Genomic DNA, 19,489 nt, shown 5'->3' with positions numbered 1-19,489 from the left:
GCATGCCCCTCACTGTGGGTAATGAAGAGGTGAGCGGGTTCTTTGTACGGGTGGTCTCGGCGACGGGGGGAATCGCATGGAAGCGGAGCGACTGATCGCGGCGGGCCGGAGCGCGCTGGCCGGGAGCCGGGGAGTGCCGGCCGTCATGGCGGAGGCATGGCAGGCACAGGCACTCGCCCGGGCGGTCGGCGGGCAGCTGGCGAGGTGCGGCCCGGCGGAGTTGCGGACGGAGGCGCGCGGGCTCAGCGAGACCTGCGCCCTGGGCAGCGCCGTGCTGGACCACCCGATGGTTCCGGCCGGAGGTGTGAGGGCGTCGCAGCTCACCGAAGTGGCGCATGTGGCCGAGGCGTTGGCCGCTCTCGCGCTGCTTCTCGGCGAGGCGGGCATCGCGCTCGTGGGCGTCGCCTGCGGTACGGAGGAGGAAGCGCTCTACTGGCAGTGCATCGAGGCGATAGACGCCGTCGACGAGTCCGTGGACCGGGTCCACGGCATGCTGAGACGGCTTTCCGAGCAGGAGCGCGAACGGGAGCGCGAGCCGGAGCCGGACCGGGAGCGCGACGGTCCGTTCGGAGTGATCCGCGGGCCGGCGGGTTCCGTCGCCGGCCCGCCGTGAGCCGGTCAGCCACGAGCCGGGCGGGCGGGGGAGCGCGGGCCGTCCCCCATGGGGAGGGGGCCGGGGGAGGCGGAGCGCGGCGGTTTCGAAGGTGCAGGATGGAGGCATGGATCTTCGAATCTTCACCGAGCCCCAGCAAGGGGCGAGCTACGACACCCTGCTCACCGTCGCCAAGGCCACCGAGGACCTCGGCTTCGACGCCTTCTACCGGTCGGACCACTATCTGCGCATGGGCTCCGGGGACGGCCTGCCCGGCCCGACCGACGCGTGGATCACTCTGGCCGGACTGGCCCGTGAGACCAAGCGGATCCGCCTCGGCACGTTGATGACGGCGGGCACTTTCCGGCTTCCCGGGGTGCTGGCCATCCAGGTGGCCCAGGTCGACCAGATGTCCGGTGGCCGGGTCGAGCTCGGACTGGGCGCGGGCTGGTTCGAGGAGGAGCACAAGGCGTACGGCATCCCGTTCCCGAAGGAGAAGTTCGGCCGGCTGGAGGAGCAGCTGGCGATCGTCACGGGCCTGTGGGAGACCGAGACCGGCAAGACGTTCAGCTACGACGGGACGTACTACCAGCTCACCGACTCTCCGGCACTGCCGAAGCCCGCCCAGGCGAAGGTGCCGGTCCTGATCGGTGGACACGGCGCGGTCCGCACCCCGCGGCTGGCCGCCCGGTACGCGGACGAGTTCAACATCCCCTTCGCGTCGATCGAGGACAGCGAGAAGCAGTTCGGCCGGGTCAGGGACGCCGCCGTGGCGGCCGGCCGGGCCCCCGACGACCTGGTGTACTCCAACGCCCTGGTGGTGTGCGTCGGGAAGGACGACGCGGAGGTGGCGCGGCGCGCGTCCGCCATCGGACGGGATGTCGAGGAGATCAAGGCGAACGGGCTGGCGGGCTCGCCCGACGAGGTGGTCGACAAGATCGGCCGCTATGCCGCCATCGGATCGTCGAGGATCTACCTCCAGGTCCTGGACCTGCATGACCTGGAGCACCTGGAACTGATCTCCTCGCAGGTCCAGTCGCAGCTGGGCTGACGGGAGGGTCCCCGCAGGACGGGGCGGACCCGCGCGGCCGTGCGAGTTCCGGCGGGAATCAGCACACAGGGTGGCGTGACCCCAGGAGCGACAGGAACCAGCCCGCAGGACGGGCCCGTGCGAGCGCGGGACCGACTGCGATCAGCCGACAGCAAGGAGCAGTTGTGCACACCGCCCGGACACCGGATGTCCCGCCCGGCCGTACGCTCGGCGACGCGCTCGCCGAGGGGACCGTGCTGCTGGACGGGGGGCTCTCCAACCAGTTGGAGGCGCAGGGCTGCGATCTGTCCGACGCCCTGTGGTCGGCCCGGCTGCTGAGCGACGAGCCCCACCAGATCGAGGCCGCCCACAGGGCCTATGCGCAGGCAGGTGCGCAGGTGCTCATCACCGCCAGCTACCAGGCCACCTTCGAAGGCTTCGCGCGGCGCGGGATCGGACGTGCCCGGGCGGCGGAGCTGATGGCCGGCAGCGTGGAGTCGGCGCGCCGGGCGGGTGCGGCGACGGGGCGGGAGCTCTGGGTCGCCGCCTCGGTCGGGCCGTACGGGGCGATGCTCGCGGACGGCAGCGAGTACCGCGGCCGGTACGGAATGACCGTCCGGGAGCTGGTGCGTTTTCACCGGCCCCGGGCGGAGACGCTGGCCGCGGCGGGCCCTGATGTGCTGGCTCTGGAGACCGTGCCGGACATCGACGAGGCCGAGGCCCTGCTGCGGGTGGTCCAGGACCTCGGGGTGCCGGTCTGGCTCTCGTACAGCGTGGCGGGAGACCGGACCAGGGCGGGACAGCCCCTGGCCGAGGCGTTCGGGCTCGTCGCCGGCATCGATCAGGTGGTGGCCGTCGGGGTCAACTGCTGCGATCCCGCCGATGCGGACCATGCGGTGGAGGTGGCTGCCGCGGCCACCGGCAAGCCGGTCGTCGTCTACCCGAACAGTGGGGAGGAGTGGGACGCCGACGGCCGGGACTGGACCGGGAGAGGCACGTTCGAACCGGGCAGGGTGCGGGACTGGCAGAGGGCGGGCGCGCGGCTGGTCGGTGGATGCTGCCGGGTCGGGCCGTCCGAAATCGCGGCGCTGGCCGCTCGACTGGAGCCGTCGGGAACGTGAAAATGCCTGGTGGGAGACAGACCACCGGACCATACTCGGACACGTGTTCCTGACTATCAGCACGACCGGCACCCCTGAGCGTCCCGCCACCGATCTCGGTTACCTGCTGCACAAGCATCCCGACAAGGCGCAGACGTTCTCCACCTCGCACGGCACCGCGCATGTCTTCTACCCCGAGGCATCCGCGGAGCGCTGCACCGCCGCGCTGCTGCTGGAGGTGGATCCGGTGGCGCTGGTCAGGCGCGGCAAGGGCAAGGGCCGGGGCGGCGCCCCCGACGCGGCGCTCGCGCAGTACGTCAACGACCGGCCGTACGCGGCGTCGTCGCTGCTCTCGGTAGCGATGACGACGGTGTTCAAGTCCGCGCTGAACGGGGCGTGCCGGGCGATGCCCGAGCGGGCACAGGAATCGCTTCCGCTGCGGATCGAGGTGCCCGCGCTGCCCGCACGCGGGGGTGCGGAGCTGGTGCACAAGCTCTTCGCGCCGCTCGGCTGGACACGGGTGGACGCCGTAGCCGTACCGCTGGACGAGCGGTTCCCGGAATGGGGCGACTCGCGCTACGTACGGCTGGTGCTGGAGGGGGAGTTGCGGCTGGCGGACGCTTTGCGGCAGCTGTATGTGCTCCTCCCGGTGCTCGACGACGCGAAGCACTACTGGGTCGCACCCGACGAGGTCGACAAGCTGCTCCGGGCCGGCGAGGGCTGGCTGGCGGGGCATCCGGAGCAGAAGCTGATCATCAGCCGTTACCTCTCCCGCCGAGGGGGGCTCACGCGGCAGGCGATGGAGCGGCTCGAGCTCGTGCGGCTGGCGGAGTCGGACGACCTCGAGGTGGAGAGCGTCGACAACGCGGTGGACGAGACCAAGGACACGGAGGACAAGCCGGTGCCGCTCGCCGAGCAGCGGCGCGAGGCTGTCCTGGAGGCGCTGCGCGCCGCCGGGGCGAGCCGGGTGCTCGACCTGGGCTGCGGCCAGGGCCAGTTGGTCCAGGCGCTGCTCAAGGACGTGCGGTTCACGGAGATCGTCGGTGTCGACGTGTCGATGCGCGCCCTGACCGTCGCCGCCCGCCGGCTGAAGCTGGACCGGATGGGCGAGCGGCAGGCCGGGCGGGTCACCCTCCGACAGGGCGCGCTCACCTATACCGACAAGCAGCTGAAGGGGTACGACGCCGCCGTGCTGAGCGAGGTGATCGAGCACCTCGACCTGCCGCGGCTCCCCGCCCTTGAGTACGCGGTGTTCGGATCAGCGCGACCGCGGACGGTGCTGGTGACGACGCCCAACGTCGAGTACAACGTCCGCTGGGAGACGCTTCCCGCCGGGCACGCACGCCACGGTGACCACCGCTTCGAGTGGACCAGGGAGGAATTCCGGGACTGGGCGGGGCAGGTGGCCGGACGCCACGGATACGCGGTGGTGTTCGTGCCCGTGGGACCGCAGGACCCCGAAGTCGGGCCTCCCACACAGATGGCCGTGTTCACGATGACGACGGCCCACGAGACGACGAAGGAGGCGAAGGCCGCATGACCGGTACCTCTCGCACACTGCCTGTGACCGACCTGTCCCTCGTCGTCCTCATCGGCGCCAGCGGATCGGGCAAGTCCAGCTTCGCCCGAAAGCACTTCAAGCCGACCGAGATCGTCTCGTCGGACTTCTGCCGGGGTCTCGTCGCCGACGACGAGAACGACCAGAGCGCCAGCCGTGACGCCTTCGACGTGCTGCACTACATCGCGGGCAAGCGCCTCGCCGCGGGCCGGCTCACCGTCGTCGACGCGACCAACGTGCAGCCGGAGAGCCGCAAGCAGCTCGTCCAGCTGGCCCGGCAGCACGACGTGCTGCCCATCGCCATCGTGCTGGACCTTCCGGAAGAGCTCTGCCAGGCACGCAACGCCACGCGCCCGGACCGCGCCGGAATGCCACGCCATGTCGTACAGCGCCACCGCCGTGAGCTGCGCCGGTCGCTGCGCGGTCTGGAGCGCGAAGGCTTCCGCAAGGTCCACGTCCTGCGCACCGAGGAGGAGGCCGACACCGCCGAGGTCGTCCTGGAGCGCCGCTACAACGACCTCCGCCACCTCACCGGCCCCTTCGACATCATCGGCGACATCCACGGCTGCAGCTCGGAGCTGGACACCCTGCTCGGCAAGCTGGGCTACGTGGGCGGCGCCCACCCCGAGGGGCGTACCGCCGTGTTCGTGGGCGATCTGGTGGACCGGGGCCCCGACAGCCCCGGTGTGCTGCGCCGCGTCATGTCCATGGTGGCGTCCGGCAACGCACTGTGCGTCCCCGGCAACCACGAGAACAAGCTGGGCCGTTACCTCAAGGGGCGCAAGGTCCAGCACAGCCACGGTCTCGCCGAGACCGTCGAGCAGCTGGAGCGGGAGGACGCCGAGCACCCCGAGTTCCGCAAGGAGGTCGCGGAGTTCATCGACGGACTGGTCAGCCACTACGTCCTGGACGAGGGCAAGCTGGTCGTCTGCCACGCTGGGCTGCCGGAGAAGTACCACGGGCGCACGTCGGGGCGGGTCCGTTCGCACGCGCTGTACGGGGAGACGACCGGCGAGACCGATGAGTTCGGCCTGCCCGTGCGCTACCCGTGGGCCGAGGAGTACCGAGGCGGCGCCGCGGTGGTCTACGGCCACACGCCGGTGCCCACCGCCTCCTGGGTGAACAACACCCTCTGCCTGGACACCGGGGCCGTCTTCGGCGGGAAGATGACCGCACTGCGCTGGCCGGAGCGGGAGATCGTCGACGTACCGGCCGAGCGCGTCTGGTACGAGCCGGTGAAGCCGCTGGCCACCGAGGCCCCCGGAGGCCGGGAGGGCCGGCCGCTCGACCTCGCGGACGTGCAGGGCCGCCGCATCGTGGAGACCCGGCACATGGGCCGCGTCGCGGTGCGTGAGGAGAACGCGGCGGCGGCGCTCGAAGTCATGAGCCGCTTCGCCGTCGACCCCAGACTGCTCGCCTACCTCCCGCCGACCATGGCTCCGACCGCGACCTCCCACGAGGGGGGCTTCCTGGAGCATCCGGCCGAGGCCTTCGCGCAGTACCGCGCCGACGGCGTCACCAAGGTCGTCTGCGAGGAGAAGCACATGGGCTCGCGCGCCGTGGCGCTGGTCTGCCGCGACGCCGGCACCGCCCGCGAGCACTTCGGCGTGGACGGCCCCACCGGCGCCCTGCACACCCGCACCGGGCGGCCGTTCCTGGACGACGCCGCGCTCACCGAGGTCGTCCTCGGCCGGCTGCGCGCGGCCGTAACCGCCGCCGGGCTCTGGGAGGAGTGGAACACCGACTGGGTGGTGCTCGACGCCGAGCTGATGCCCTGGTCCCTCAAGGCCGCCGGGCTGCTGCGCTCGCAGTACGCGGCGGTGGGCGCGGCAGCCGGGGCGGTCCTGCCCGTGGCGGAGGAGGCCCTGGGCGCGGCGGCCGCCCGAGGTGTCGACGTCGGCGGCCTCGCCGGCCGCCAGCGGGAGCGCGCCGAGGACGCCGCCGCCTTCACGGAGGCGTACCGCCGCTACTGCTGGAGCACCGAAGGCCTCGACGGCGTACGGCTCGCACCGTTCCAGATCCTCGCGGTGCAGGGCCGCTCGCTCGCCTCCGTACCGCACGACGAGCAGCTGGCGTGGCTGGACCGTCTCGTCGAGCACGACCCGACGGGACTGCTCCAGGTCACCCGGCGCCTCGTCGTCGACACGGGTGACGAGGCCTCCGTGCGCTCGGGCATCGACTGGTGGCTGGAGATGACCGGGCGCGGGGGCGAGGGCATGGTCGTCAAGCCGCTCGGCGCCCTCGTCCGCGACGCGAAGGACAGGCTCGTCCAGCCGGGCATCAAGGTGCGTGGCCGGGAGTACCTGCGGATCATCTACGGGCCCGAGTACACGCGGCCGGAGAATCTCGAGCGGCTGCGTTCCCGCTTCCTCGGCCACAAGCGGTCGCTGGCCCTGCGGGAGTACGCCCTCGGTCTGGAGGCGCTGGACCGGCTCGCCGACGGGGAGCCGCTGTGGCGGATCCACGAGGCGGTCTTCGCGGTGCTGGCCCTGGAGTCGGAGCCCGTCGACCCCCGGCTGTAGGACGGCCCGACCGGAATCGGGTGGCGGTTCGCAGGGTGAACGGCGCCCCGCGTGGTGAGGATGAAGACATGGGATTCCATGTCGATTCCGAGGCCGGGCGGCTGCGCCGCGTCATCCTGCACCGCCCCGATCTGGAGCTGAAGCGGCTCACGCCCAGCAACAAGGACGCACTGCTGTTCGACGACGTGCTGTGGGTGCGCCGCGCCAGGGAGGAACACGACGGTTTCGCCGATGTGCTGCGCGACCGAGGGGTGGAGGTGCACTTCTTCGGCGAGCTGCTCCGGGAGTCCCTCGACATCCCGGTGGCGAGGCGGCTCGTCCTCGACCGGGTCTTCGCGGAGAAGGAGTACGGCCCGCTCGCCACCGAGCATCTGCGTGCCGCCTTCGAGGAGCTGTCCGCCGGTGAGCTGGCCGAGGCCCTGGTCGGCGGCATGACGAAGCGGGAGTTCCTGGAACGGCACGCCGAGCCGACCTCCGTCCGCTTCCACGTCATGGATCTGGACGACTTCCTGCTCAGCCCCCTGCCCAACCACATCTTCACCCGCGACACCTCCGCCTGGATCTACGACGGCGTGTCCATCAACGCGATGCGCTGGCCTGCCAGACAGCGCGAGACCGTGCACTTCGAGGCGATCTACCGGCACCACCCCCTTTTCACCGGCCCCGAGGCAGGCGTCTTCCACCACTGGTCGGAGGGCCAGGACGACTATCCGTCCACCATCGAGGGCGGCGACGTGCTCGTCATCGGCCGGGGCGCCGTCCTGATCGGGATGAGTGAACGCACCACTCCCCAGGCCGTGGAGATGCTGGCCAGAGGGCTCTTCGACGCCGGGTCGGCCCGGACGATCGTGGCGCTCGACATGCCCAAGCGCCGGGCGTTCATGCACCTCGACACGGTGATGACGATGATCGACGGGGACACGTTCACCAAGTACGCCGGACTCGGCATGCTCCGTTCCTACACGATCGAGCCCGGCACCGGCCCACGTGAGCTGAAGGTCACCGACCATCCGCCCGAGCACATGCACCGGGCCATCGCCGCCGCGCTCGGTCTGGACGCGATCCGGGTGCTCACCGCGACCCAGGACGTGCACGCCGCCGAGCGGGAGCAGTGGGACGACGGCTGCAATGTGCTGGCCGTGGAGCCCGGGGTCGTCGTCGCGTACGAGCGCAACGCCACCACCAACACGTTTCTGCGGAAGGAAGGCATCGAGGTCATCGAGATCCGGGGCAGCGAGCTGGGACGGGGCCGGGGCGGTCCGCGCTGCATGAGCTGCCCCGTGGTGCGGGACGCGGTGTGAAGCGGGGGAGAGGGACATACGGAGTCGCGGAACACGGGGAGGCGCACGGCGTACACCTTCTGTACAGCCGCACGGTGCCTCTGTATAGCAATACGGTGGCTCGTATAGACTTCCAGGACAATCGTCCGCGCGCGCTCAGCCCGACCCAGGAGCAGTCACCATGGCCATAGACCTCACAGGCCGCCATTTCCTCAAGGAGCTGGACTTCACGGCCGAGGAGTTCCGCGGCCTGATCGCCCTGTCCGCCGAGCTCAAGGCCGCCAAGAAGGCAGGCGCCGAGGTGCAGCGGCTGCGCGGCAGGAACATCGCGCTGATCTTCGAGAAGACCTCGACCCGTACCCGCTGCGCCTTCGAGGTCGCCGCTGCCGACCAGGGCGCGTCCACGACGTACCTCGACCCCTCGGGCTCCCAGATCGGGCACAAGGAGTCGGTGAAGGACACCGCCCGGGTGCTCGGCCGGATGTTCGACGGCATCGAGTACCGGGGTGACAGCCAGCAGTCCGTCGAGGAGCTGGCGGCGTACGGCGGTGTGCCGGTCTTCAACGGGCTCACCGACGAATGGCACCCCACGCAGATGCTCGCCGACGTCCTCACGATGACCGAGCACAGCGCGAAGCCCCTGGAGGAGATCGCCTTCGCCTACCTGGGCGACGCCCGCTTCAACATGGGCAACTCCTACTTGATCACCGGCGCCCTGCTGGGCATGGACGTCCGCATCGTCGCGCCCGCCGCCTACTGGCCTGTGCAGGAGATCGTGGACCGGGCGCACAAGCTCGCGGAGTCCAGTGGTGCCCGCATCACCCTCACCGAGGACGTCACCGAGGGCGTGCGGGGTGCCGACTTCGTCGTCACCGACGTCTGGGTCTCCATGGGTGAGCCCAAGGAGGTCTGGGACGAGCGCATCGCCTCCCTCTCGCCGTACGCCGTGACCATGGACGTCCTGCGCGCCACGGGCAACGACGACGTGAAGTTCCTGCACTGTCTCCCGGCCTACCACGACCTCGGTACGAAGGTGGCCAGGGAGATCCACGAGCGGCACGGCCTGTCGGAGCTGGAGGTCACCGACGAGGTCTTCGAGTCCCCGCACTCGGTCGTCTTCGACGAGGCCGAGAACCGGATGCACACGATCAAGGCGGTGCTCGTGGCGACGCTGGCAGGCGACGCGCAGGCCGCATGAACATGCACCCGATTGGGTGAACATGCGTACAAGTGGCTACGATGGTGCTACTTGGTGGGGTTCGGGCTCGCACGCCCGAACCCCTTTTCATGTGCTCGTTCGGAGCGCGTGTCCAGGTGCGAGCCCCCCACAGGCTCCCTTCCCCGCGCCATCAGAGAAGAGACCCCGGTCCCCCCATGAGTCCCGCCTCCCCCACCCCGCCAAGCCCTTCACGCAGGACAGGGGCGCGCATCAAGAGCCCCGATCTGCTGCTCGCCGAGTCCGGAGCCGACCTGGAAGGGCACGGTCTGCGGCGCACCATGGGGCTGTTCCAGCTCGTCTGCTTCGGTGTCGGGGCGATCGTCGGCACCGGGATCTTCGTCGGGCTGTCCGACAGCGTCGCCGAGGCGGGACCCGCCGTGGTGGTCTCGTTCGTCCTCGCCGCCATCACCTGCATCTTCACCGCCTTCTCCTTCGCCGAGCTCGGCGGCGCCATCCCGGTCTCCGGCAGCTCCTACTCCTTCGCCTACGCCACGCTCGGGGAGCGGGTCGCCTTCCTCGTCGGCTGGTGCCTGCTGCTGGAGTACGGAGTCTCGGTCTCGGCCGTCGCGGTCGGGTGGAGCCAGTACGTCAACGAGCTGCTGGACAGCATCGTCGGCTGGAGCCTCCCGGCGGCGCTCTCCGCCGGACCCGGGGACGGCGGCGTGATCAACCTGCCGGCGATCGTCGTGGTCATGATGGCGGCCACCCTGCTGGTGCGCGGCATCAGGGAGAGCGCGGGAGCCACGGCGGCGATGGCGGTGCTGAAGATCGGCATCCTCATCGCGTTCTGCGTGATCGCCTTCACCGCGTTCGAAGACGGACACCTCTCACCGTTCGCCCCTGACGGCATGGCCGGGATCACCGCCGGTGCGTCCGTGGCGTTCTTCTCCTACATCGGCTTCGACGCCATCACCACCGCCGGCGAGGAGGTCAAGAACCCCCGCCGGAACATCCCGATCGCGATCCTGATCTGCATCGGCGTGGTCACACTGCTCTACTGCGCGGTCGCCCTCGGTGCCATCGGCGCGCTGGGCGCGGACGCCGTGTCCGACAAGCCGGCGGCGCTCTCGCTGGTGGTCGACAAGGTCACCGAATCGAGCGTCGGCGGCGGGATCATCGCCTTCGGCGCGGTCGTCGCCATCGCGTCCGTCGTTCTCGCGGTGATGTACGGCCAGACCCGGATCCTGATGTCGATGTCCCGCGACGGGCTGATCCCCCGGGTCTTCGAACGGGTGTCGCCGAAGACCCGCACGCCGGTCGCCAACACCTGGATCGTGGCGGTCCTCTTCGCGGTCCCCGCCGCGTTCGCGTCCCTCGACGTCGTCGTGAACCTGACGACCATCGGCACGCTCGCCACCATGGCGGTGGTCAACATCGCCGTCATCGCGCTGCGCCACCGGAACCCCGAGCTGAAGCGCTCCTTCCGGGTCCCGCTCTACCCGCTCAGCCCGATCCTGGGCGTCGGCTTCTGCCTGTACCTGATGTACGGGACCGGCTGGACGACCTGGGTGCAGTTCGTGGTCTTCCTGGCGGTGGGTGCCCTGGTGTACGCGGGATACAGCCGCAGCCGCTCCCGGCTCGTCAGGGAGCCGCAGGACCGGGTGGCAACAGGCTCGACGGAAGGGTGAACCAGACCGCCTTGCCGTGCTCGGTGGGGCGGTGACCGCAGGCGGAGCTGAGGGCGCGGATCAGGAGCAGCCCCCGGCCGTGCTCCTGCCAGGGATCCGGCGCGCTGCCGGGCAGCAGGCGGGACAGGTCGCCGGGCGGTCCCGGGTCATGGTCGTGGACCTCCACCTGGCAACCGGACGCCAGAAGCTCGACCACCAGCTCGATGGGCCCCGAGCCGTTGGTGTGCTCCACGGCGTTGGCGACCAGCTCGGCGGTCAGCAGCTCGGCGGTGTCGCTGTCCGCGGGCGTCTCGAGGTCCGCCAGCGCCGTGCGGACGAGGGCGCGGGCGATCGGCACCGCGGCCGTGGAGTGCGGCAGGGCGATACGCCAGGAGGAGGGCGGGGGGACGTCGGGCGGCAAGGCGGGAGTTTCCGTTCGGGAGCGAGACATCCGGCGGGGGACTTCCGTCCCGGGGCTACTGCGTCCGGGACTGCGTCTTACGTACCGGAGGGTACGGGGTCTGTACCAGGACTTCCTGCGCTCAACCATACGAAGCGCGACGCCTCAGACATAGAGGCGGTCGACCGGCACAAAAGGGACCTTCGCCACAGTGGTGGCGCCGCGCTATCGCGTACTCATGACGGAAGTCACATATGGGTGATAGATTCCAAGCGAATCTGCAGCAGCCCGACGGCTGGAGGGGACCCTTCCATGAGCCCGTTCACCGGCTCCGCCTCGCGCACCGAGCGCTGGAAGCATCTGCGCCTGACGAAGGACGACGGCGTGGCGACCGTCACGCTCGCCCGCCCCGAGAAGCTCAACGCACTCACCTTCGGCGCCTACGCCGACCTGCGCGACCTCCTCGCCGAGCTCTCCCGTGAACGCTCCGTGCGCGCCCTCGTCCTCGCCGGTGAAGGACGCGGGTTCTGCTCCGGCGGCGATGTGGACGAGATCATCGGCGCCACGCTCGCGATGGACACCGCGCAGCTCCTGGACTTCAACCGGATGACCGGGCAGGTCGTACGAGCCCTTCGGGAGTGCCCCTTCCCCGTCATCGCCGCCGTCCACGGAGTGGCCGCCGGCGCCGGGGCCGTCCTCGCCCTGGCCGCCGACTTCCGGGTCGCCGCCCCGTCCGCGCGTTTCGCCTTCCTCTTCACCGCCGTCGGCCTCTCCGGCGGCGACATGGGCGCCGCCTATCTCCTGCCCCGTGTCGTCGGCCTCGGCCACGCCACCCGGATCCTGATGCTCGGCGACCCCGTCCGCGCCCCCGAGGCCGAGCGCATCGGACTGATCAGCGAGCTGACCGGTGAGGGGGAGGCGGACACCCGCGCGGCCGCTCTGGCCCGACGGCTCGCCGACGGGCCCGCCCTCGCCCTCGCCCAGACGAAGGCGCTGCTCACCGCCGAGCTCGACATGCCGCTCGCCGCGTCCGTGGAGATGGACGCCGCCACCCAGGCCCTCCTGATGAACGGCGAGGACTACGCCGAGTTCCACGCCGCCTTCACCGAGAAGCGGACGCCGAAGTGGCGGGGCAGGTAGCGCGATGCCCTCCTCGGACACGGGGCGGATCGCGGTCATCGGCGGCGGACCCGGCGGACTCTACGCCGCCGCACTCCTCAAGCGGTTGGGCCCCGGCCGCGAGATCACCGTGTGGGAGCGCAACGCCCCGGACGACACCTTCGGCTTCGGCGTGGTCCTCTCCGACGAGACACTCGGCGGCATCGAGCACGCCGACCCCGTCGTGTACAGGGCGCTGAGCGACGCGTTCGTCCGCTGGGACACCATCGACGTCGTGCACCGTGGCACCACCCAGACCTCCGGCGGCCACGGCTTCGCCGCGCTGGAGCGCCGTACGCTGCTCCGGATCCTGCACGAGCGCTGCGCGTCCCTCGGTGTACGGCTCCGCTTCCGGACCGAGGCGCCGCCCGCCGCGGAGCTCGCCTCCACCCACGACCTGGTCATCGCCGCCGACGGTGTGCACAGCGCCACCCGCGAGGCCCACGCCCGTCACTTCCGCCCCACGGTCACCGACCACCGCAACCGCTACATCTGGCTCGCCGCCGACTTCGCGTTCGACGCCTTCCGCTTCGAGATCGCCGAGACCGAGTACGGCGTGATGCAGCTGCACGCCTATCCCTTCTCCCGCCCGTCGCCCGACCACCACCCCTCGACGAGGCCCTTCGGGCCGCCGAACGAATTCGGCGCCTCCACAGTCATCGTCGAGATGCGCGAAGAGGTCTGGCGGGCCGCCGGCCTCGACACCTGCGACACCGCCGAGTCGGCCGAACGCTGCGCCAAGGTCTTCGCCGAGGCCCTCGGCGGCCGGCCGCTGCGCTCCAACAAGTCCTCCTGGCTCACCTTCGCCACCGTCAGCAACGCCCACTGGTCGCACGGCGGTACGGTCCTCATCGGCGACGCCGCCCACACCGCCCACTTCTCCATCGGCTCCGGCACCAAACTCGCGGTCGAGGACGCCCTCGCGCTGGCCGCCTGCATCGAGGAACAGCCCGACCTGCCCACCGCCCTCGCCGCGTACGAGGCCGAGCGCCGTCCCGTCGTCCTGTCCACCCAGCGCGCCGCAGCGGCCAGCCTGCGCTGGTTCGAGGAACTCCCGCAGTACGTGGACCAGCCGCCCCGGCGGTTCGCCTTCAACCTCCTCACCCGAAGCCGCCGCGTCACCCACGACAACCTGCGGCTGCGCGACCCCGCCTTCACGGGGGCGGTCGAGGAGGAGTTCGGCTGCCCGCCAGGCACCCCGCCGATGTTCACCCCGCTGCGGCTGCGGGGCCTCGAACTCCGCAACCGCGTCGTCGTCTCGCCCATGGACATGTACTCCGCCGTCGACGGGATGCCCGGCGACTTCCATCTCGTCCACCTCGGTGCCCGGGCGCTCGGCGGCGCCGGTCTCGTCATGACCGAGATGGTCTGCGTGAGCCCCGAGGGCCGCATCACCCCCGGCTGCACCGGCCTGTGGACCGACGAACAGGCCGATGCCTGGGCCGGGATCACGCGCTTCGCCCACGACGCCGCCCCCGGCACCGCGATCGGTGTCCAGCTGGGCCACTCAGGTCGCAAAGGTTCGACCCGGTTGATGTGGGACGGCATCGACCAGCCGCTGGACGACGCCAACTGGCCGGTCAGCGCAGCCTCACCCCTGCCGTACGCGCAAGGTGTCAGCCAGATCCCGCAGGCGATGGACAGGGCCGGGATGGACGCGGTCCGGGACCGGTTCACCGAGGCCGCCCGGCGTGCCGTCCGCTGCGGATTCGACCTGCTCGAACTGCACTGCGCCCACGGCTATCTGCTCTCCGGCTTCCTCTCCCCGCTCACCAACCTGCGCACCGACCTCTACGGCGGGCCACTGGAGAACCGGCTCCGCTTCCCGCTGGAGGTCTTCGACGCGGTCCGGGCCGTATGGCCGGAGGACCGGCCCATGACCGTACGCATCTCGGCGACGGACTGGGCACAGGGCGGAACGAGCGACGAGGACGCCCTGGCGATCGCCCGCGCGTTCGCCGCCCACGGCGCGGACGCCATCGACGTCTCCACCGGTCAGGTCGTCCCGGAGGAACGCCCCGAGTACGGCCGTTCGTACCAGACCCCGTTCGCCGACCGGATCCGCAACGCCCTGGACGTGCCCGTCATCGCCGTCGGTGCCATCTCCTCCTGGGACGACGTCAACTCACTGCTGCTCGCCGGCCGGGCCGACCTCTGCGCCCTGGCCCGCCCTCATCTCTACGACCCGCACTGGACGCTGCACGCGGCGGCCGAGCAGGGCTACACGGGGCCGGGCGCCTCCTGGCCGCTCCCTTACCGTGCGGGCAGCCGCACTCCGCCGACGGGCCGCACCGACGCCCCGAGGCCGCGGCTCACGCTTGACTGAGGGTCAGGCACTCGTGGCAGCGGCAGGGAGCGGGATGCGGAGCCGCCCACCAGGTACTGCGGTACTCGACGGACAGCCGGCCGAGGAGGGCGGCGACCTCCTCGGCGTCCTGGCGGTCCGTCCAGCAGCCGCCCACGTCCGCCTCCGCGCAGAGCCGCAGCACGGTCGGGCTGTGGACCGGTACGGCCCGGAAGGTGTGCAGATTGCGCGTGGCCATGTCGATCGTGATGTACGTGCCGGTGTGGCGCCCGCGTCCGATCGTCGTCAGCTGCTCGTGGGCCGTCCCCGCGTGGGTCTGGATCACGTACACCTTGGAGCCGCCCCGGTAGGACTTGGTGCCCGGCCGCAGCTCCTGGCCGCCCTCCCCGTAGCGCCGCCACCGCACGACGTTCGCGGCGACCAGCCACGCCTGCTCGGCCGGTATCCCGGCCCCGGCCGTCACTCCGGCTCCGCGGTGATCAGCAGGCGGTCGGAGACGGCCTCGTAGCCGATGCGCAGGTACACGCCGTTGCTCGTCGGATTCGCGAGGTCGGTGAAGAGCAGTACCTCCCGGGCCCCCTCCTCCCGGGCCGCGCGGCCGACCTCCGCCGTCACCGCCGCCGCGTAGCCCCGGCCCCGGTGCTCCGGCGGTGTGTAGACGTTCGCCACCCGCACCGTGCCCGCGATCCTGCGCGAGACGCCCGCCATCGACACCGGCACCCCGCCGGTCTCCCAGAGCGTCAGTCCGCCGTGCGCGGTGCGCTCGTCCACGATCCGTTCCGCCCGGTCCCCCGACTGGCCGGTCTCCGCACCGAAGGCGCGGATCCAGTCGATCAGCAGGGCACGGTCGGCGGTGGTGGCGCGCCGTGGCGCTCCGGCGGGCGCGGGGGAGGGCGGCAACGGTGTGCCCAGCCGGTACAGCCGGTGCTCCTCGTCGACGCGGTGGCGCGGCCAGCGGGCGGCCAGGACCGCCGCCGCGTCGCGGTCCGCGTTGACGCCGGGCAGCGGGAGCGCGTCGACCAGCGCGCCGACCGCCTCCGGGGCCGCCGAGCCCAGGATCGGCAGGAAGGGAGGGGTGCGCACCAGTGCCCCGGCCACCTCACCGTCCGCCCCGCGCCACCAGCCCAGCACAGGAGCCTCCGTGCCGTAGGCGTACGGCCCGCTGTCCCGCAGGGTGGCGGTGACGGTCAGCAGCAGGGTGTTCTCGGCGGGCCGGGCGGCCAGTGATGCTCCAGCCGCCTCCAAGAAGGCGTCGACGTCATCGGTGAAGGTCCAGGTCATGCCTCATCCTGTCGGGCCGCACGCCTCCGGGTCACCCCGATTTCCGCAGGCGGTTCCGGGCCGTCCCGTACGAACCGGGTCCCCGCGCAACGAAGTTGCCCGTGCGGCGGGCCGCGGCGCTCGAAGCGGGGGACGTAGGCGCGCGCCCACGGAGATCCGGCCCGCCGCGTGCCGCGCCGTCACTCCGGAGCGTCGGTGCCGCGCAGCAGGAATCGCTGCAGTTTTCCCGTCGCGGTCCTCGGGAGCGCGGGCAGGAACTCGATGGCACGCGGGCATTTGTGGGGGGCCAGCTCAGCCTTCATATGCGTACGCAGGTCGTCGGCCGACAGTTGCGCGCCCTCACGCGGTACGACGTACGCGGCCACGATCTGCCCGCGCAGATCGTCCGCCCGGCCCACCACGGCGGCCTCGGCCACGTCGGGGTGGCGCAGGAGCGCCTCCTCGACCTCGGGGCCGGCGATGTTGTACCCGGCGGAGATGATCATGTCGTCGGCGCGTGCGACGTAGCGGAAGTAGCCGTCGGGCTCGCGGACATAGGTGTCGCCGGTGATGTTCCAGCCGTGGCGGACGTACACCCGCTGGCGTTCGTCGGCGAGATACCGGCAGCCGACCGGACCGCGCACGGCCAGCAGGCCGGGTTCACCGTCGGGCAGCTCCTCGCCGTCCTCGTCCACCACACGCGCCTGCCAGCCGGGCACGGGGACGCCGGTGGTGCCGGGCCGGACGGCCCCGTCGGCCGCGGAGATGAAGATGTGCAGCAGCTCGGTGGCCCCGATGCCGTTGATGATGCGCAGTCCCGTCCGCTCGTACCAGGACCGCCAGGTCGCGGCGGGGAGGTTCTCCCCGGCCGAGACGCAGCGGCGCAGCGCGGACAGGTCATGGCCGTCGAGTGCGTCGAGCATCACGCGGTAGGCGGTCGGCGCGGTGAACAGGACGGAGACCCGGTGGGCGGCGAGTGCGGGCAGCAGCTGCTTGGGTCCGGCCTGCTCCAGCAGCAGGGCCGAGGCGCCGGCCCGCAGCGGGAAGATCACCAGCCCGCCGAGCCCGAAGGTGAAGCCGAGCGGGGGACTGCCCGTGAACACGTCGTCGGGGCCCGGCCGCAGGACGTGCCGTGCGAAGGTGTCGGCGACGGCCAGCACGTCGCGGTGGGCGTGCATGCAGCCCTTGGGCCGTCCGGTGGTACCCGAGGTGAACGCGATGAGCGCGATGTCGTCGGCGGCGGTGTCCACCGTCCGGTAGGGCCCCGGCCGGGCGGCGGCCAGTTGTGTGAGGTCGTCGGCGGAGCCGTCCCCGTACGTCGTGATGCGCAGCCCGGCTACCTCGGCGCCGACCAGGTCGTCGACCGACCTGATGTCGCACAGGGCGTGGCCGACACGGGCGATGGAGCAGATCGTGGCGAGTTCCGCCGCCCGCTGCTGGGCCAGCACCGTCACGGCGACCGCTCCGGCCTTCATCACGGCGAGCCAGCAGGCCGCGAGCCAGGGCGTGGTGGGGCCGCGCAGCAGCACGCGGTTGCCGGGTACGACGCCCAGATCGTGGGTCAGCACCTGGGCGATCCGGTCCACCCGGTCCCGCAGCTCCCCGTAGCTCCAGACGGAGCCGTCGCCGCTGCGGAAGGCGGGGCGGTCGGGGCCGAAGCGGTCGGCGGTGCGGTCGAGCAGCTCGTATCCGCAGTTCAGCCGGTCCGGATAGGCCAGTTCGGGGAGGTCGAAGACCAGCTCGGGCCAGTCCTCGGCGGGCGGTAGATGGTCGCGCGCGAAGGTGTCGGTGTGCGCGCTCGCGGTACCTGACGGCTTCATGAAGCATCGCCCCCTTGTCGCCCTTGGAGCGTATCGTTTGAGTGACGGTAGTCAACGGTCCGCGATAAGTCGTGACAAGAGAGGCGCCGCCATGACGGCATTCTCCCTCGATCCCGGTCAAACCGCCTGGTGCGACGAGCTGTACACCCTCGCCCGTGAGGAGCTGCGCCCGCTCGCGGAGAAGGGCGAACCCGGCCACGTCAACCGCCCGCTCGTCGCCGCGCTCGGCGGACTGGGGCTTCTGGACCGGCTCCTCGGCTCGGGCGCGCTCGATCTCTGCCTGCTGCGCGAGTCACTGGCGCGTGGCTGCACGGAGGCGGAGACCGCACTCGCGCTGCAGGGCCTCGGAGCCGGTCCGGTCCGCCGGGCGGGCACCGAGGCCCAGCGCGCACGATGGCTCCCCGAGGTGCGCGCGGGCCGCGCCGTCGCCGCCTTCGCCCTCAGCGAGCCGGGCGCCGGATCCGACGCGGCGGCGCTCGCCCTCGCGGCCCGGCCCGCCCCCGGCGGTGACGGCTGGCGGCTCACGGGCGAGAAGTGCTGGATCTCCAACGCCCCCGAGGCCGACTTCTACACGGTCTTCGCCAGGACGGGCGAGGGCGCCGGAGCCCGTGGTGTCACGGCGTTCCTCGTCCCCGCCGACCGCCCCGGGCTCACCGGGGAGGCCCTGGACATGCTCTCCCCGCACCCCATCGGAGCCCTGGACTTCGACGGCGTCCCGGTGACCGCCGAGGACGTGCTCGGCGAGCCCGGCCGGGGGTTCCGGGTGGCCATGGACACGCTGAACCTCTTCCGGCCCAGCGTCGGAGCGTTCGCGGTCGGCATGGCGCGCGCCGCGCTCGACGCCACCCTGGAACACACGGCGCACCGCAGCGCCTTCGGGGCCCCGCTCAAGGACCTGCAGGCCGTATCGCACCAGGTCGCCGAGATGGCCACCCGCACCGAGGCCGCACGGCTCCTGGTGTACGCGGCCGCCGCCGCCCACGACGCGGGTGAGCCGGGCGTGCCCCGGCGCGCGGCCATGGCCAAGCTGTACGCCACCGAGACCGCGCAGTACGTCGTCGACGCGGCCGTCCAGCTGCACGGCGCCCGCGCCCTGCGCCGGGGCCATCTGCTCGAACATCTCTACCGGGAGGTCCGCGCGCCCCGGATCTACGAGGGCGCCACCGAGGTACAGCGCACCATCATCGCCAAGGAGCTGTACGCGACACAGGAGACCCCCGCATGAATCCGATCACCCGCATCAACCCCGCCGAACTCTCCCCGCCCACCGGCTTCTCGCACGCCGTAACGGCCACCGGCGGCCGGCTGGTCTTCCTGGCCGGCCAGACCGCGCTGGACGGTGACGGGAAGGTCGTCGGCGCCACACTGCCGGAGCAGTTCGAGACGGCCCTGGGGAATCTGCTCACCGCCCTGCGCGCGGCGGGCGGCGCCCCGTCAGCCCTGGCCAGGGTCACCGTCTACGCCACCGACGTGGCCGACTACCGCGCCCACGCCCGGGAACTGGGCGCCGTCTGGCGGAGGCTGGCGGGACGCGAGTACCCGGCCATGGCGGTCATCGGAGCCGCCAGGCTGTGGGACGAGCAGGCCATGGTCGAGATCGACGGCATCGCCGTGCTGGACTGAGGCGGCAACGCTCGC

The 19,489-nt window shown here is 71.6% G+C and carries 16 protein-coding genes; 12 read left to right on the top strand and 4 right to left on the bottom strand.

All coding sequences use genetic code 11. The features are described 5' to 3' along the window. The first annotated feature begins 76 nt into the window (after positions 1 to 76). The 8 genes from ACFWFI_RS03240 (at position 77) to ACFWFI_RS03205 (ending at position 10,929) form a co-directional block, all read left to right on the top strand. A complete protein-coding gene (locus ACFWFI_RS03240; protein WP_387384826.1) occupies positions 77 to 613 on the top strand; it encodes a DUF6099 family protein in 537 nt (178 codons plus the stop codon). Positions 614 to 719: 106 nt separating this feature from the next. After that, the gene (locus ACFWFI_RS03235; protein ID WP_387384824.1) at positions 720 to 1,643 is read left to right on the top strand and encodes an LLM class F420-dependent oxidoreductase; all 924 of its coding nucleotides are present in this window, start codon (positions 720 to 722) and stop codon (positions 1,641 to 1,643) included. A gap of 164 nt (positions 1,644 to 1,807) precedes the next feature. After that, complete coding sequence (gene mmuM, locus ACFWFI_RS03230) at positions 1,808 to 2,743, top strand: homocysteine S-methyltransferase (protein ID WP_387384822.1); 936 nt, start codon at positions 1,808 to 1,810, stop codon at positions 2,741 to 2,743. Positions 2,744 to 2,786: 43 nt separating this feature from the next. After that, the gene (locus ACFWFI_RS03225; protein WP_387384820.1) at positions 2,787 to 4,262 is read left to right on the top strand and encodes a 3' terminal RNA ribose 2'-O-methyltransferase Hen1; all 1,476 of its coding nucleotides are present in this window, start codon (positions 2,787 to 2,789) and stop codon (positions 4,260 to 4,262) included. Further along, complete coding sequence (locus tag ACFWFI_RS03220) at positions 4,259 to 6,802, top strand: polynucleotide kinase-phosphatase (protein WP_387384818.1); 2,544 nt, start codon at positions 4,259 to 4,261, stop codon at positions 6,800 to 6,802. The genes ACFWFI_RS03225 and ACFWFI_RS03220 overlap by 4 nt, the downstream gene beginning before the upstream one ends. A gap of 68 nt (positions 6,803 to 6,870) precedes the next feature. Beyond that, positions 6,871 to 8,103, top strand: a complete 1,233-nt coding sequence (locus tag ACFWFI_RS03215) for an arginine deiminase (RefSeq protein WP_387384816.1) — start codon at positions 6,871 to 6,873, stop codon at positions 8,101 to 8,103. Between the two features lie 160 nt (positions 8,104 to 8,263). Then, a complete protein-coding gene (gene argF / locus ACFWFI_RS03210) occupies positions 8,264 to 9,280 on the top strand; it encodes an ornithine carbamoyltransferase (protein ID WP_387384814.1) in 1,017 nt (338 codons plus the stop codon). Between the two features lie 176 nt (positions 9,281 to 9,456). Continuing rightward, the gene (locus ACFWFI_RS03205) at positions 9,457 to 10,929 is read left to right on the top strand and encodes an amino acid permease (protein WP_387384812.1); all 1,473 of its coding nucleotides are present in this window, start codon (positions 9,457 to 9,459) and stop codon (positions 10,927 to 10,929) included. Here the strand turns inward: ACFWFI_RS03205 and ACFWFI_RS03200 are convergent. Continuing rightward, on the bottom strand, positions 10,883 to 11,329 hold the full coding sequence (locus ACFWFI_RS03200; RefSeq protein WP_387384810.1) for an ATP-binding protein: 447 nt from the start codon (positions 11,327 to 11,329) through the stop codon (positions 10,883 to 10,885). The two genes, ACFWFI_RS03205 and ACFWFI_RS03200, sit on opposite strands and share 47 nt — an antisense overlap. 291 nt (positions 11,330 to 11,620) lie before the next feature. Between ACFWFI_RS03200 and ACFWFI_RS03195 the strand changes: the two genes are divergently transcribed. After that, entirely contained in the window at positions 11,621 to 12,448 is an 828-nt protein-coding gene (locus ACFWFI_RS03195) for an enoyl-CoA hydratase family protein (protein ID WP_387384808.1), read from the top strand. Between the two features lie 4 nt (positions 12,449 to 12,452). Then, positions 12,453 to 14,792: a bifunctional salicylyl-CoA 5-hydroxylase/oxidoreductase gene (locus tag ACFWFI_RS03190; protein WP_387384806.1), complete on the top strand. Its 2,340-nt coding sequence runs from the start codon at positions 12,453 to 12,455 to the stop codon at positions 14,790 to 14,792. On the opposite strand, the gene ACFWFI_RS03185 is transcribed toward ACFWFI_RS03190, so the two are convergent. The 3 genes from ACFWFI_RS03185 to ACFWFI_RS03175 all read right to left on the bottom strand — a co-directional run bounded on the left by ACFWFI_RS03185 (position 14,779) and on the right by ACFWFI_RS03175 (position 17,851). Beyond that, entirely contained in the window at positions 14,779 to 15,234 is a 456-nt protein-coding gene (locus ACFWFI_RS03185; protein ID WP_387384804.1) for a hypothetical protein, read from the bottom strand. The two genes, ACFWFI_RS03190 and ACFWFI_RS03185, sit on opposite strands and share 14 nt — an antisense overlap. After that, the gene (locus tag ACFWFI_RS03180) at positions 15,231 to 16,052 is read right to left on the bottom strand and encodes a GNAT family N-acetyltransferase (RefSeq protein ID WP_387384802.1); all 822 of its coding nucleotides are present in this window, start codon (positions 16,050 to 16,052) and stop codon (positions 15,231 to 15,233) included. Before ACFWFI_RS03180 ends, ACFWFI_RS03185 begins: the two co-directional genes overlap by 4 nt. Before the next feature lie 179 nt (positions 16,053 to 16,231). Next, positions 16,232 to 17,851 carry an AMP-binding protein gene (locus ACFWFI_RS03175; RefSeq protein ID WP_387384800.1) on the bottom strand — a complete coding sequence of 540 codons (1,620 nt, stop codon included), beginning with the start codon at positions 17,849 to 17,851 and terminating at the stop codon, positions 16,232 to 16,234. 91 nt (positions 17,852 to 17,942) lie between these two features. On the opposite strand from ACFWFI_RS03175, the gene ACFWFI_RS03170 reads away from it, so the two are divergent. Together ACFWFI_RS03170 and ACFWFI_RS03165 are read left to right on the top strand one after the other, a co-directional pair. Continuing rightward, a complete protein-coding gene (locus tag ACFWFI_RS03170; protein ID WP_387384798.1) occupies positions 17,943 to 19,076 on the top strand; it encodes an acyl-CoA dehydrogenase family protein in 1,134 nt (377 codons plus the stop codon). Further along, positions 19,073 to 19,474, top strand: a complete 402-nt coding sequence (locus ACFWFI_RS03165; RefSeq protein ID WP_387384796.1) for a RidA family protein — start codon at positions 19,073 to 19,075, stop codon at positions 19,472 to 19,474. Before ACFWFI_RS03170 ends, ACFWFI_RS03165 begins: the two co-directional genes overlap by 4 nt. The last annotated feature ends 15 nt before the right edge of the window (positions 19,475 to 19,489 follow it).

The organism is Streptomyces sp. NPDC060209 (assembly GCF_042728155.1).
Classification (GTDB): domain Bacteria; phylum Actinomycetota; class Actinomycetes; order Streptomycetales; family Streptomycetaceae; genus Streptomyces.
The sequence above is the reverse complement of the archived record's forward strand: the minus strand, read 5'-3'. Positions and strand labels throughout refer to the sequence as shown.